This window comes from Variovorax sp. PMC12 (assembly GCF_003019815.1).
In the GTDB taxonomy this organism is placed as follows: Bacteria; Pseudomonadota; Gammaproteobacteria; order Burkholderiales; family Burkholderiaceae_C; genus Variovorax.
In genome coordinates, this window is record NZ_CP027773.1 from 2,765,121 (window position 1) to 2,778,804 (window position 13,684).

The following is a 13,684-nucleotide window of genomic DNA, read 5'->3' on the forward strand; positions in this document are numbered from 1 at the left end:
CGTTCGTTGTCTGTTCGGCGATTCACTTGAAGCGGGCTTCGATGCCCGCGGTCATCCGCTCGAGCCACTCGAAGCTCGGCGGGTCGATCACGTCGACGAGCACGTCCGGCACCTTCACGCCGCGCGCGGCCCAGGTCTCCGGGCCCTTGGTGTCGCCGCCGGTGCGGTAGCCGTATTCGTGGGCCAGTTCGCGCAGGGCCGGATCGTTTTCGAGTGCTGCGCCCAGGCGCGCGCCGCCCGGCGTATAGGGCACCAGCACATGCTTCGAATAGACGGTGGGCTTGGGATAGAGCAGCACCATGTCGCTCTTGAGCCGGTCGGGGTTCTTGAGCCAGAACTCGACCATCTGCGACTCGTAGGCCACCAGCAGCGGCGCCTTGCCCATGCCGAGCGCCAGGTAGTCTTCGAACGGCCCGGCCGACGACTGCTCCTGGAAGCCCTGCCGCAGGAAGAGCGGCGCGACCACCGGCATGACGCGGTCCACGTCCTGCTGGCTCTGCACGATCTGCTGGCTGTTGGCCAGGTAGCTCGCCAGCGCCAGGTACATGGCCGCCGAGTTGGAGGTGCGCACGTCGGTCGAGTTGATGAGCAGCGACTTGCTGGTGGAGAACGCGCTGCTCGCCTTGAGCTCCTTCCAGCGCGTGCCCTTCTCGATCATGGCCATCAGGCCCGGCAGGTCGACCACGTAGTAGAAGTCGCCCTGCTTCTGCGCGATGCCGTTGGCCACGAGGATCTCGGCAATCGGCCGCCAGCTGGCCAGCACGATGGGCGTGTAGAACGGATTGAAGACGTTGGGCGCCTTGGCCAGCGTCTTGAGCTGCGCCGCGGCGGGCGCGCCCGAGGGGAATCCGAAGTCGAACTTGCTGGCGTCGTAGCGGCCGGCAATGGCGCGGGAGCCGGCCTTCTCGACCACCACGGTGATGCCCTGCGCGGCAAGGGCTTTCTGCACGCGCGGGTCGGCAAAGAAGGTTTCTTTCTCGGAGCCGATCAGGCCGCGCAGCGTGACCTGTTTGTCTTGTTCGATGCGGGCCGCTGCGGCGGTGGCCGAGTCATCGTGCAGCCGGGTGTTCGAATACCAGACGCCGCCCGCCACCGCGGCCAGCAGGACCGCGGCCAGCACCGGCGCGATCAGCTTGCGAATTTCCAAGTCTCATGCTCCTCGCCCCCTGTGAGCGGGGGTCGAGAAACATTCTGCCGACGCAATATGACGGAATATGACAGTCAGGTGTCAGCGGCGATCCGCGCGGTGATGCGCAGGAATTTCTCCACGTCGGCCACCGAATTGCAGTGCAGCGGCGACACCCGCACGGTGCCCGCGATGCCGAAGGATTCGAGCATGCGCTTCGAATAGATGCTGGTGGCCACGCGTTCGTACACGGTCACGCCGTGCTTCGCATATTCGACCACCGCCTGCGTGCAGTCGATGCGGTCGAAACCGATGCCCAGGATCAGGTCGCGCTTCGTCAGGTCCTCGTGGTCGAGGAACACTTCCACGCCGGGCATCTCGCGCATGCCGGTGGCGTTCTCGTTGCCATCCAGCAGCAGGGCCAGCAGCGCGCGCTCGTGCAGCTCGATGTGCGTGATGCCGGCCACGAACAATGCGCGGCGGTCGGTGGCGTCGCTGAAGTGGCCGCCTAGCCAGCACACGTAGTCGACGATCTCTGTGAGCACCGCGAACTGCCAGGGCGCCGAACTGCCGAGGTCCCAGTAGCCGGGCTTCTTGCCGGCCAGCTTGTGGTGCGGCAGCACGGCCGCGCGCTCCGACAGCCACGACAGCCCCGAGCCCCGGCAGCCGAAGAACTTGTAGGGCGCGAGGTTGATGCCGTCCACCGGTGTCTTCTGCAGGTCGATGAGGCCGTGCGGCGCGTGCTGCACGGCGTCGACCAGGATGTAGAGGTCGGGCTTGATCTCGCGCGCGCGGCGCACGATGGCCTCCATGTCGAGCTTGGCGCCCGAGATGTTCGACGCGTAGATCACGTTGAGCAGGCAGGTGTCCTTGTCGACCAGCCGCACGATCTCTTCCACGTCGATGCCGCCGGTGACGGGGTTGCTCGGCGCCACCCGCAGCTCGCGGCCCAGGCGATCGGCGTAGAGGCTCATCGCGTCGAATGCGGAAGGATGTTCGAGCACGGTGGTGACCATGTTCGTGCCCGGCACGTTCTCGGCAATGGCGCGCACCATGTCGAACATGGCGCCTGAAGCGGAGAACGAGGCGTACACGCTGCCGCCCCTGGCATTGAGGATGGTGCGCAGGTCTTCGCTGCCCTTGGCCTGGATGTCCTGCAGCTCGACGGCCGTGGCGTGGATGCGCTCGGCGTTGTCGGGTATGGCGTCGACCTGCGCGAAGCGTTCGACCGCCGCCTTCAGCCGGAACGATCCGCCGGCGTTGTCGAAGTACAGGCGCTCGCGCCCGTGGTGGTCATGCCCGACGCCGATGAAGCGCTGCTGCACCTCGCGCATCAGCGCATCGGAGAAGGCCAGGCCTCGCGGATATTGCTGTTGGAGTTCGGCTGCCATCGGTCAGACGCCCTTGTTGTTGGGGTTCTTGTAGATCTCGCGCACCGCGTCCGTCATCGGGAAATTCAGGTTCGCGTTCCTCGGCGGGATCGGCGACATGAACCACTTGGTGTAGAGCTGCTCGATGGCGCCCGACTTCATGAGGCCGGTGACGGTCTCGTCCACCACGGCCTTGAACTGCGGATCGTCCTTGCGCAGCATGATGCCGTAGGGCTCCTGGCGCAGTGACTCCTTGAGGATCTTGTAGTCGCCCGGGTTGGGCGCGCTGGCGATCATGCCGGCGAGCTGCACGTCGTCGAGCACGTAGGCGTCGGCGCGGCCGCTGGACAGCAGCAGGAATCCGTCGGACGTGTCCTTGCCTGCGATCTCGTGGACCTCGATGGCGCCGTTCTTGCGCACGCCGCGCAGCAGCTGGATCGAGGTGCTGCCGGTGACGGTGGCCACGTTCTTGCCGTTGAGGTCGGCGAAGGTGTTGATGCCCGAGTCCTTGCGCACCGCGGCGGTGATGTTGGTCACGAAGTGGCTGGGCGCGAAGTCGACCTGCTGCTGGCGCTGAGTGGTGTTGGTGGTGGTCGCGCAGTCGAGGTCGACCGTGCCGTTCTGCAGCAGCGGAATGCGGTTGGCCGAGTTGAGCATGGTGTAGCGCACATCGAGCTTGGCCAGGCCCAGCTTGGCCTTCACCGCGTCGACGATCTTCAGGCAGATGTCGTTGGTGAAGCCGATGGAAGCGCTGTCGGAGCCGAGCTTGTACGAGAAGGGAATCTGGCTGTCGCGCCCGCCGATCTGGATGAAGCCGCTGTCCTTGATCTTCTGAAGCGTGCCGCCGTCCTGGGCGCTGGCGGCGCCGCAGGCGAAAGCAAGGGTGAGACCGAGCGCGAGGGGCAGTTTCCTGAAGTCCATGGTGGTTCCTTGAAGAGTCGATGACATTGGCCTGGGCGAATCTTCTGCCTCTCGATGAATTTCCAAAAGCGATTTTTTGTGATCGAATCGCATGAATAAAAGTGTTTCATTTGCCCATTTTCGGGACCCGCCGCCGTGATGACTTTCAAGCAACTCGAAGCCCTCTACTGGATCGCCCGGCTCGGCGGCTTCGCCCAGGCGGCCAACCAGCTGCATGCCTCGCAGTCGGCCATTTCCAAGCGGGTGCATGAGCTGGAGCTGCTGTTCGACACCGAACTGTTCGACCGCAGCCAGCGCACCGCGCGCCTCACCGAAAAGGGCGAGGAGATGTATGTGCTCGCGCAGAAGCTGCTGGCGCAGCGCGACGCGGCCATCGAGCAGTTCGGCAAGCCCGGCGTGGTGGAGCGCCGCATCCGCATTGGCGTGACCGAACTCACGGCCATGACCTGGCTGCCGCGGCTGGTGGGTCTGATCCGCCAGCACTACCCCAAGGTGATCCTGGAGCCCGACGTGGACGACAGCCTGAAGCTGCGCGACAAGCTGCAGGCCGATGAGCTGGACCTGGTCATCGTGCCCGAGACCTTCGCCGACTCGCGCATGCCGCACAAGGTCATCGGCAAGGTCAAGAGCATGTGGATGTGCAAGCCAGGCGTGGTGCCCGCCGCAGGCAACATGCGGCTGCACGAGCTGGCGCGCCACCGCATGCTGGTGCAGGGCAACAGCTCGGGCACCGGCCGCGCCTACGACGCCTGGATGAAGGAACAGGGCGTGCAGCCGGCCGACGTGATCGTGGTGAGCAACCTGGTGGCGCTGACCGGGCTCACCGTGTCGGGCCTGGGCGTGAGCTACCTGCCGCGCCAGTGCCTGGAGCCGCTGGTGGCGGCCGGCATGCTCGCGGTGATCGACGTGACGCCCGCGCTGCCGCTGGTGCACTACGTGGCGATGCACAAGGGCGAGCACCGCAGCGCCCTCACCTCGTCGATCGTGATGCTGGCGCAGGAGTGCTGCGACTTTTCAAGGATGTTCCAGGCGCAGCCGGCGGAGGAGGACGAGGTGCGCGCTGCGGCTGAAGGCTAGGCGGGGGCGGCGGCAGAGGCCAGCGCGGGTCCGTGCATGTCCTGCCGCGCCGCACAAGAAAAAAGGCCGGGTCGATGCCCGGCCTTGTGTCTCGCGCAGCGAGCTGCCGAGCCCTATTTCACCGCCAGCGAAGCGCGGTAGTCCAGGGCGTACGCGAGCTTGCCGGGCTTGGCGGCCGTCATCGGCGTGTTCAGGTCATTGAAGGTCGCGGTGTCGAAGGTCGAGAGCTTGCCCATCTGCAGCGCCGTCAGGCCCGACGAACCGATGATGGTGGTGTCCGGCGTGGCGTTCATCAGGCCCGAGGCCGCCTGGATGGCCTGCAGGTAGCTCGTCGCATCGGTCAGCTTGTAGGCCGAGAGCTTGAGGCTCTGCGGCGCGGCCTGCAGCCATTCGGACCAGTAGAACTCCAGGAACTCGGTGCTGTTGGCCGGCTGCTTGTAGCCGAGGTCGCGAGTGAAGTACAGCAGCGCGCGGTACGGGTCGTCCTTCAGGCCGTTGCTCAGGCCCAGCAGCGGCGGCAGTTCGGCCGGCGTGATGGCGCTGCCGTCGGGCAGCTTGAGCCACACGAACTTGTTCTGGCGCATCGTGCGCCAGAAGCTGGCGTTGTTCAGGTCCATGTAGTGGCCCTTCTTCACCACCTTGACCTTGACTTCGGGGCCGCCACCGTTCGGCGCTTCCCAGAAGCTGGTGAGGGTATGGTGGCCGTCCGTCAGGTACAGCACGCCGCGCGGGCCGACCACGGCGGACTTCAGCGCGGTGATGTCGAAGGCATTCTTGGTCGAGCAGGTGAAGCTGCCGGGGTCGGTCAGCAAGGAAGTACCCGCGATGACCGTTGAGCCCTTGGCACCGTCGGTCAGGCCCACGGCTTCGCAGTAGTCGTCGAATTCCTTCTTCCACTGCGTCGAGTCGTTGCCGGCCGAATCCTTGGTCTTGCGGTAGCGCCCCTGCTTGTAGTAGATCTGGTCGTAGCCGATGGCCGGCTGCGTGGGATGCGCGTCGCCGATGCGGATGTCCATGGCGCTGCCAACGGTGGCCGACGCATAGGTATTGCTCACCGCCGGCACCGGCAGTGCACGGCACACACCCGAGATATGCGTAGCCGCCACGCCCGTGCTCGCAGCCGAGCCGATGTAGTACGCCGTCTGCTTGCCCACGGGCAGCAGCACGCGTCCGATCTTCTGGCTGTCGACCCACTGGCCGGCGACGAGGCCGTTCATGCCGCTGACGGTGGAGGTCGCCGCGCCGCCGATTCCGGCGTTGACGCTGAGCTTGACGTCGTTGTCGATGGTGTCGGTCTGCAGCAGGTTGGCGCCGATCGACACGAAGTTGCGCTGCGTGCGACCGGTGAGTGCGCCGGTGGCGGGGTCGAGCTCGGGCTGGCTGCACAGCCACTCGCCGTCGAGTGCGGTGGCGGCCAGCGCGGTGGTCGCGCTCTGCAGCACCCAGGTGCCGGTGCGGAAGCTGCCGTCGGCGGCGGTGGTTGCGAATTCGTCGGCGAGCAGCGTGGCCGCGCCCGACTGCGCGTTGACCATGACGCGGCCGATGCGCTGGCCGCCCAGGGTCAGCGCCAATGCGCCGGGGTAGGTCTTCTGGTCGCCTTCGGCGGCGAGCAGGCCGGCCTGGCCGCCGCTGCAGCCGTCGGCATAGGCCTGGCCCATGCAGGCACGCACGCTGCCGTCGGCCTTGATGCTCAGCTGGCCGAAGTCGGATGCGGGAGCGCCCTGCACCATGCCCTTGGCGTTGTACGCGCTGGTGAGCTTGATGAAGTTGTAGACGCCGGCAAGCCGCGACACGTCGGCCACGCCCTGGTTCGACGCGGCGATCTCGCCCTGCAGCACCGCGCCGTTGCCCGCCTTGAGGTTGGGCACCTGCGCCAGCGAACCGCTGAGCAGGCTGCCGTCGAGCTGGAAGCGCAGGCTGAGCTTGGGCAGCGCCGCGACCAGAGCGTCGGGCACGCCGGTGCCTGCGACGGCCGCGAAGTTGCCGGCCAGCAGCGAGCCGTCAGGCTGCGTGGCGTAGCTTGCGCTCACCGAGCCCGCGAGGCCGAAGCGTGAATCGACGAAGCGCAGCGTGAGCTTGCCGGTGGCAGGCTGGTCGAGCGCGATGGACACGGTGTCGCCGAAGCTGGCCGTGCCCGAATACTGCGAGCCGCCCACCAGCGGCTGCAGGGCCACGGCGGCCGGCGCGGGCTGATTGTTGTTGTTGTTGCCGCCATTGCCGGCCGAAGGGCCGCTGGTCGGGAAGAAAGTACCTCCTCCACCACCACCACCGCCGCCACAGGCTGCGAGCGAAATGGCCGCGATGCCGGCCAGGCCCGCGACGCGGGCGCGGGTCCATTTATTTTTTGTCATGTGAGTCCACAGAAAGGGGCTGAACACCCGGGACAAGCCTTGGCCCCGGGGCTGCTGGAAGCGGCCCGATTCTGTGAACTTAAGGTGACAACTTTGTGAATAACCGTGAGCAACAGGCTCCAGCCGATGAACGGCCTAGGCCGCGCGCGTCAGCATCCGCCCCGCGCGCGCCAGCACCCGCGCCTCGGCCTCGCCCCCGCGATAGGCCAGCACGCCGTTCACGAACACCCGCTCCACGCCCAGGCTCACGCCATGCGGCTGGTCGTAGGTCGCGGTGTCGGCAATGGTCTCGGGGTCGAACACGACCACGTCGGCCATCGCACCCACGCGCAGCAGTCCACGGTCGGCGATGCGCAGGTTGCGCGCGGTCATGCCGGTCATCTTGTGCACCGCCTGCTCCAGCGTGAACAGCCGGCGCTGGCGCCAGTAGCGCGCGAACACGCGAGGGAACGCGCCCCACAGCCGCGGATGCGGATGCCGGTCGTGCGGCAGGCCGTCGCTGCCGATCATGGTGAGCGGATGCGCAATGACGCGCTCCACGTCTTCCTCCTGCATCTGGAAGTAGCAGGCGCCGCCGGGCTTCAGCCGCAGGCAGGCCTCCTGCTCGGTGGTGCCCCATTCGCGCGCGATGTCGGAGATGAGGCGGCCCGTCATCTCGGGATGCGGGTCGGACCAGGTGAGCAGCACATCGATCACGCCGTCGACCAGGTCCTCGCGCAGCACGGTGGAGCCGGCCACGTAGGGGTACACGTCCATCGCGATCTTCTGGCGCCGCGCGAACGACTCGATCAGCGGCAGCGTCTCCCTGGTGCGGCCCCAGTTGGCGGGGCCGGCGCACTTGTGGTGCGAGATGACCAGCGGCACGCCGGCCTCGAAGGCGCAGTCGCCGGCCTCGTGCAGGGCCTCGATGATCTGCTGCATCTCGCTGCGCAGGTGCGTGGCGTACACGCCGCCGTGGCGGGCCACCACGCGCGCCAGCGCCGTGACCTCTTCGGTCGGCGCGGCAAAGGCTTCTTCATAGAACAGGCCGGACGACATGCCGTGCGCGCCGTCGGCCATGCAGCTGTCGAGCAGCGCTTCCATGCGCGCCAGCTCTTCGGCGCTCGCGGGGCGGTCGAGCGCTTCCATGGCCGCGAAGCGCAAGGTGGTGTGGCCCACCAGCGCGGCCACGTTGAGCGCGGGTTGCGTCGCATCGACCGCGGCGCGGTACTCGGCCATGCTCGCGTGCCTGAACGAATCGGCGCCCAGCAGCGTGAGCGGCGGCAGCGATTGCGGCGTGCGGTACGGCGCGAGCGAAATGCCGCAGTTGCCGGTCACCACGGTGGTGATGCCCTGCGACACCTTGGGCAGGCACAGCGGGTCGCGCAGCACGATGGCGTCGTCGTGCGTGTGCGCGTCGATGAAGCCGGGCGCGATGACCTTGGCGCGGCAGTCGACAGTGTCGATGTCCGCCAGCGCCAGGCCTTGGGGCAGCCGCCCGCGCAGGCCCTCGCCGAGCGCGACGATGCGGTCGCCCTGCAGCAGCACGTCGCCGGGCCACGAAGGCCCGCCCGAGCCGTCGACCACCAGGCCGCCTTCGAGCAGCACGGCCTTCGATGATGCGTTGTTGTCAGCCATGCTTGACACCCCCGCCGTCCCAGCTTTGCAGCGGATGCGTGGTCGCATCGATGCCGTGCCGCTGGAACGCATCGCGCGCGCGCTGCAGGCGCTGCACCGCGGGCTCGCCGCGCCGCTGCGCCACCAGCACCGTCAGTATCTCGATGGCCGTGAGGTGCGTCAGGTAGGCGTCGATGCCCACGTGCATCACCGCGTCGTCGGGCACCGACAGGCCCAGAAGAAAGTCGGCCTTGGCCGCGAGCGCCGTGCCGGGCCGCGTGAGCGCGACCACCTTGGCGCCCTGCCCGCGCGCGATGTCCACCGCGTCGAGCAGCGACGGCATGCCGCCCACGTGCGATATGGCGATGACCACGCCGCCCGGGCGCTGCGCCGCGCCGGCCACCTGCTGCAGGTGGTAGTCGGCCCAGGCATTGGCCGACAGGCCCAGGCGGAACAGCCGCGCCTGCAGGTCGTTGGCCATGAACCACGATGTGGCGCCCGCGCCGTACAGGTCCACATGCGGCGCCGCCGCGATGGCCGCCACCGCGCCGTCGAGCACCTGCATGTCGAGCTGCCCGCGCACGCCCGAGACCGATGCCGCCGCGCTGCGCGCGATCTTGCCGACCACTTCATCGGCCGCGTCCTCGATGTTCACGCGGCGGTGCAGCGGCGAGCCGCCGAGCGCCAGCTCCTGAGCGAGCGCGAGCTTGAACTCGCGCAGCCCGGCAAAACCGAGGTCGCGGCAGGTGCGCATGATGGTCGGCACCGAGCTGCGCGAGCGCTCGGCCAGCTGTTCGAAGCTCTCTTCGAGCACGCGGTCGGGGTCTTCGAGGATCAGGTCGAGAATCGCGCGCCGCGTCGCCGGGGCGTCGCTGCGTATCTGCGCGATTTTCTGGAGCAGGGAGGGGGTCATCGCAGCGTGCTCAGAAGTGCATGGCGACGGCGTCGCTCACGCGGTAGTCGTTCTCGACCACCGGCATCCAGTGCCATTTGTCGAAGGTGGTGCAGGGGTGCGAAATGCCGAGGCCGACACGGTCACCCACCCTGGGCGCCTCGGCTTCTTCGCTCGCATCCCAGCGCAGGTAGGCGTGCTGGTCGTTCAGCGCGGTGATCTTCCAGCCGGCGGGCACGGCCTGCGGCTGCAGCACGCCGCGCGCGGCGCGTGCGATGGGCACCGGCAGCGCGAGGTCGAAGGAGATGTCGCGCTTGCCCACCGCCAGGATCGCCAGGCCGGGCTCGGGGCGCGATTGCACCGTGGCCCACACTTCCATCGCCGGCACCAGGCTTTCGCCGCAACCGCAGCCCAGGCGCTCGTCGACCGCGCTCACCATGCGCTTGTAGAAGCCATGGTCGTGCGTGACGTAGCAGCCCGAGCGCAGCAGGCCGCGCACCGGCGCGCCGAGCGCCGGCTTGAGCCGGCCCGCCACGAGGTCGAAGATGGCCGAGCCGCCGGCCGAGACCAGCACCTCGTCGGTCTCGAACAGCTTGCCGGTATCGCAATGGCGGGCAACGGCTTCCACGCGGTCCATCAGCGCCTTGGCATAGGCCGCGTCGGGCTCGCTCTGGCCGGTGGCGCCCTGCCCTTCGTAGCATTCGATGCCCACCAGCTTGACCGCATCGCTGGCACGCAGCCGCGTGGCCAGCGCCACGGCTTCCTCATGCGTGCGGCAGCCGGTGCGGGCGCCCTCCACGCCGATCTCGATCATCACCTCGAAAGGCACGCTGGCGGGATGGCGGTTCGACCAGTCCTCGATCAGCGCGAGCTGCGCCAGCGAATCGACCAGGAACACGATGCGCAGGTCGGCATGCTGGCTCAGCAGCATCTGGATGCCCGCCAGGTCTTCGTCGCTCACCACCTGGTTGGCGATGACCGTGCGGCGCGCGCCGGCCGCCACGCCCACGGCCAGTTGCGTGACCGTGGCGAAGGTCAGGCCCCAGGCGCCGGCGTCGAGCTGGCGCTGGAACAGCTGCGGCGACATGGTGGTCTTGCCGTGCGGCGCGAGGTCGATGCCCCACTCGCGCACGCGCGACTGCATCCAGGCCAGGTTGTGCTCCAGCGCCTCGCGCTTGAGCACGGCCAGCGGCAGCGGCAGGTCGCCGGCGAGCACGTTCCATCCGGCGGCGCCGACTTCGCTGCGGCGGCGCGGCGCCTGCGTGCGCGGATAGCCCTTGAAGTTGCTGCCCAGCAGCGGGTCGTTGAAATCGTTGGCGGCGGTCATGGAGGTCATGCGGCGATGTTGGATGGAAGTTCTCTGGTTCGGATGCAGGCGCTGTAGTGTCCTGCCGAAATTTCTTCGAGCGGCGGCACGGCCTGGGCGCAGGCTTCGATGGCATGCGGGCAGCGCGTGCGGAACACGCAGCCCGAGGGCGGCGAGATGGGGCTGGGAATGTCGCCCTTCAGCGCGATGCGCTCGGTCGCCACCTCGGGGTCGGGCTTGGGGCTGGCGGCCAGCAGCGCGCGGGTGTAGGGGTGCGCGGGGCGCGCGAACAGCTCGTCGGTGGTGGCGACTTCCATCACCTTGCCCAGGTAGAGCACCACCACGCGGTCGCACAGGTACTCGACCACGTCGAGGTCGTGCGAGATGAAGAGCATCGTCAGGCCGAGGCGCTCGCGCAGGTCCGCCAGCAGGTTGATGACCTGCGACTGGATGGAAACGTCGAGCGCCGACAGCGGCTCGTCGGCCACGATGAATTCAGGCTCCACCGCCAGCGCACGCGCCACGCCGATGCGCTGGCGCTGCCCGCCCGAGAACTCGTGCGGAAAACGGCTCGCATGCTCCGCGCGCAGGCCCACGGTTTCCAGCAGCTCGGCGATGCGCTTGTCGCGCGCGGCGGCGCCCTTGTGCAGGCCGTGCGTGGAGAGCGCCTCGCCGAGGATGGCGCTGATGCGCATCTTGGGGTTCAAGCTGGCGTACGGGTCCTGGAAGATGATCTGCAGCTTGCTGCGCAGCTTGCGCATGCGCTCGCCCGACAGCGCGCCGATGTCGTCGCCGCGGTACAGCACCTGGCCGCCGGTGCGCTCGAGCAGCCGCAGCACGGTGCGGCCGATGGTGCTCTTGCCCGAGCCCGATTCGCCGACCAGGCCCAGCGTTTCGCCGGGCTGGATGGCGAAGGACACGTCGTCGACCGCGCGCACCGGGCGGTCGCTGCTGCCGAAGTATTTCTTGAGTCCGCGGACTTCGATGAGGGGGGCGGCGGTGGTCATCGTGGGTATTCGGTATTGGCTCCCTCCCCTTCCGGGGGAGGGTTGGGGTGGGGGCACGCGGCCGTTTCATTGTTGCGACGGTCTCCACCGCCCAGAGCCCCCACCCCAGCCCTCCCCCGGAAGGGGAGGGAGCAAGACGGGGACAGCAGCGTGAGCGTCATGCAACCCTCGCCAAAGGTTGCGCCGGCTGCACCCGCACGCAGCGCGCCTCGCGCCCATGATGGGTCTCGATCAGCGGCGGCATTGCCGCGCTGCACGCGGGCAGCGCCAGGTCGCAGCGCGGCTCGAAGGCGCATCCCGGCGGCGGCGCCAGCGGGCTCGACACCTGGCCGCGGATCGCGAACAGCCGCTTGGGCTTGGGCTGCCCCGGCAACCGCGCCTTGCCCGGCAGGCAGGCCAGCAGGCCCTGCGTGTAGGGATGCTCGGGCTGCGCGAACAGCGGCCGTACCGGAGCGCTTTCGACCACGCGCCCCGCATACAGCACCACCACGTCGTCGGCATGGTGCGCGACCACGCCGAGGTTGTGCGTGATGAAAAGGATGCTCATGCCCGTCTCGGCCTGCAGCCGGCGCATGAGCTCCAGGATCTGCGCCTGGATGGTCACGTCGAGCGCGGTGGTGGGCTCGTCGGCGATCAGCAGCGTCGGGTCGCAGGCCATGGCCAGCGCGATCATCACGCGCTGCCGCATGCCGCCCGAGAGCTGGTGCGGATATTCGTGGATGCGCTGCGCCGCGGCCGGTATCTCGACCAGCTCCAGCATGCGCAGCGCATGGGCCAGCGCCGCCTTGCGGTCCAGCCCCTTGTGCAGGCGCACGCTCTCCGCAATCTGCTCGCCGATGGTGAACACCGGGTTCAGGCTGGTCATCGGCTCCTGGAAGATCATCGACAGCTGGTTGCCGCGCAGCGAGCGCATCTCGCGTTCGCCGATGCGCAGCAGGTCGAGCGTCTTGCCTTCGCGCGTCACGAAGGAAGCGCTGCCGCTGACCTGCGCGTTCGCCGTCTTGGGCAGCAGGCGCATCAGCGTGAGGCTGGTGACCGACTTGCCCGAGCCCGATTCGCCGACCAGCGCGGTCGTCTTGCCGGGCTGGATGGAAAAGCTCACGTCGGCCACCGAACGCACGAGGCCGTCTTCGGTCGGGAAGCTGGTGCTCAGGTTGCTGACCGCGAGGCGTGGGGTGTTGTTGGCGTTCGTCGTCATCACGAGGTTTTCTTCAGCTTGGGGTCGAGCAAATCTCGCACGCCGTCGCCCAGCAGTTGCAGCGACAGCGCCGTGAAGATGATCGCGAGCCCCGGGAACAGCACCACCCAGAAGGCCTGGTGCGCGTACTGCTGGCTGCCCGCGACCATGGTGCCCCAGGTCGGGATCTCGGGCGGCACGCCGACGCCGAGGAACGAGAGCCCCGCTTCCGCCAGGATGGCGTAGGCGAAGATGAAGGACACCTGCACCAGGATCGGCGACATCAGGTTCGGCAAGATGTGCCGCCACAGGATGCGCGAGGTGCGCACGCCCAGCGCGCGCACGGCTTCCACGAACAGCAGTTCGCGCACCACCAGCGTCGATGCGCGCACCACCCGCGCCACGCGCGGCGTGTACACCAGCACCAGCGCCAGCACCGTGTTGATGAGCGATGGCCCGAGGATGGCCACCAGCGCAATGGCCAGCAGGATGTCGGGGAAGGACATCATCGCGTCGACCACGCGCATCAGCGGCGTATCGAGCCGGCGGAAGAAGCCGGCCATCAGGCCCAGCACCGTGCCGGCGACGACCGCGCCCAGCGCCGTGAGCGCCGCGATGGCCAGCGAGTAGCGCGCGCCGTGCACGATACGCGAATACATGTCGCGCCCCAGTTCGTCGGTACCGAGCAGGTGCTCGGCGCTCGGCGCCTTCAGGCGTTCCAGCACGGCCGTGTCGTTGGGGTCGGCGGAGGCGAACAGTGGCGCGCCGATGGCCATGACGGCAATCACCAGCAGCACCAGCGCGGAAACCATCACGATGCGGCGATGCATCAGCTGGCGGAGCATTCGGGGCATACGCATC

Annotated in this window: 11 protein-coding genes; 1 reads left to right on the forward strand and 10 read right to left on the reverse strand. The window is 68.3% G+C overall.

Annotation, left to right across the window (positions count from 1 at the left end; translation table 11 throughout):
* Positions 1–22: 22 nt before the first annotated feature.
* From C4F17_RS12975 to C4F17_RS12985, 3 genes are all read right to left on the reverse strand, one after another.
* Positions 23–1,147 carry a hypothetical protein gene (locus tag C4F17_RS12975; RefSeq protein ID WP_106935511.1) on the reverse strand — a complete coding sequence of 375 codons (1,125 nt, stop codon included), beginning with the start codon at positions 1,145–1,147 and terminating at the stop codon, positions 23–25.
* 74 nt (positions 1,148–1,221) lie between these two features.
* The gene (locus C4F17_RS12980; RefSeq protein WP_106935512.1) at positions 1,222–2,517 is read right to left on the reverse strand and encodes an aminotransferase class V-fold PLP-dependent enzyme; all 1,296 of its coding nucleotides are present in this window, start codon (positions 2,515–2,517) and stop codon (positions 1,222–1,224) included.
* Between the two features lie 3 nt (positions 2,518–2,520).
* Positions 2,521–3,417, reverse strand: a complete 897-nt coding sequence (locus tag C4F17_RS12985; protein WP_106935513.1) for a transporter substrate-binding domain-containing protein — start codon at positions 3,415–3,417, stop codon at positions 2,521–2,523.
* A 138-nt stretch (positions 3,418–3,555) separates the two neighbouring features.
* Between C4F17_RS12985 and C4F17_RS12990 the strand changes: the two genes are divergently transcribed.
* Complete coding sequence (locus C4F17_RS12990; RefSeq protein WP_106935514.1) at positions 3,556–4,494, forward strand: LysR family transcriptional regulator; 939 nt, start codon at positions 3,556–3,558, stop codon at positions 4,492–4,494.
* Between the two features lie 113 nt (positions 4,495–4,607).
* On the opposite strand, the gene C4F17_RS12995 is transcribed toward C4F17_RS12990, so the two are convergent.
* The 7 genes from C4F17_RS12995 to C4F17_RS13025 form a co-directional block, all read right to left on the reverse strand.
* Positions 4,608–6,845 carry a ParB/Srx family N-terminal domain-containing protein gene (locus tag C4F17_RS12995; RefSeq protein ID WP_106935515.1) on the reverse strand — a complete coding sequence of 746 codons (2,238 nt, stop codon included), beginning with the start codon at positions 6,843–6,845 and terminating at the stop codon, positions 4,608–4,610.
* A 135-nt stretch (positions 6,846–6,980) separates the two neighbouring features.
* A complete protein-coding gene (locus tag C4F17_RS13000) occupies positions 6,981–8,462 on the reverse strand; it encodes an N-acyl-D-amino-acid deacylase family protein (RefSeq protein WP_106935516.1) in 1,482 nt (493 codons plus the stop codon).
* Positions 8,455–9,354 carry a MurR/RpiR family transcriptional regulator gene (locus C4F17_RS13005; RefSeq protein ID WP_081266407.1) on the reverse strand — a complete coding sequence of 300 codons (900 nt, stop codon included), beginning with the start codon at positions 9,352–9,354 and terminating at the stop codon, positions 8,455–8,457. The genes C4F17_RS13000 and C4F17_RS13005 overlap by 8 nt, the downstream gene beginning before the upstream one ends.
* Before the next feature lie 10 nt (positions 9,355–9,364).
* On the reverse strand, positions 9,365–10,660 hold the full coding sequence (locus tag C4F17_RS13010; RefSeq protein ID WP_409196337.1) for an amino acid deaminase: 1,296 nt from the start codon (positions 10,658–10,660) through the stop codon (positions 9,365–9,367).
* 5 nt (positions 10,661–10,665) lie between these two features.
* Entirely contained in the window at positions 10,666–11,646 is a 981-nt protein-coding gene (locus tag C4F17_RS13015; protein ID WP_106935518.1) for an ABC transporter ATP-binding protein, read from the reverse strand.
* 157 nt (positions 11,647–11,803) lie between these two features.
* On the reverse strand, positions 11,804–12,844 hold the full coding sequence (locus C4F17_RS13020) for an ABC transporter ATP-binding protein (RefSeq protein ID WP_106935519.1): 1,041 nt from the start codon (positions 12,842–12,844) through the stop codon (positions 11,804–11,806).
* Positions 12,844–13,683 (reverse strand): ABC transporter permease, encoded by an 840-nt coding sequence (locus tag C4F17_RS13025; protein WP_081266411.1) that lies wholly within the window; start codon positions 13,681–13,683, stop codon positions 12,844–12,846. Before C4F17_RS13025 ends, C4F17_RS13020 begins: the two co-directional genes overlap by 1 nt.
* Position 13,684: the final 1 nt, after the last annotated feature.

Coding starts and splice junctions, on each gene's coding strand:
- C4F17_RS13000 (WP_106935516.1), bottom strand. CDS start 8,462: ATGGCTGACAACAACGCATCATCGAAGGCCGTGCTGCTCGAAGGCGGC.
- C4F17_RS12985 (WP_106935513.1), bottom strand. CDS start 3,417: ATGGACTTCAGGAAACTGCCCCTCGCGCTCGGTCTCACCCTTGCTTTC.
- C4F17_RS12980 (WP_106935512.1), bottom strand. CDS start 2,517: ATGGCAGCCGAACTCCAACAGCAATATCCGCGAGGCCTGGCCTTCTCC.
- C4F17_RS13010 (WP_409196337.1), bottom strand. CDS start 10,660: ATGACCGCCGCCAACGATTTCAACGACCCGCTGCTGGGCAGCAACTTC.
- C4F17_RS12995 (WP_106935515.1), bottom strand. CDS start 6,845: ATGACAAAAAATAAATGGACCCGCGCCCGCGTCGCGGGCCTGGCCGGC.
- C4F17_RS13025 (WP_081266411.1), bottom strand. CDS start 13,683: ATGCGTATGCCCCGAATGCTCCGCCAGCTGATGCATCGCCGCATCGTG.
- C4F17_RS13015 (WP_106935518.1), bottom strand. CDS start 11,646: ATGACCACCGCCGCCCCCCTCATCGAAGTCCGCGGACTCAAGAAATAC.
- C4F17_RS13005 (WP_081266407.1), bottom strand. CDS start 9,354: ATGACCCCCTCCCTGCTCCAGAAAATCGCGCAGATACGCAGCGACGCC.
- C4F17_RS13020 (WP_106935519.1), bottom strand. CDS start 12,844: ATGACGACGAACGCCAACAACACCCCACGCCTCGCGGTCAGCAACCTG.
- C4F17_RS12990 (WP_106935514.1), top strand. CDS start 3,556: ATGACTTTCAAGCAACTCGAAGCCCTCTACTGGATCGCCCGGCTCGGC.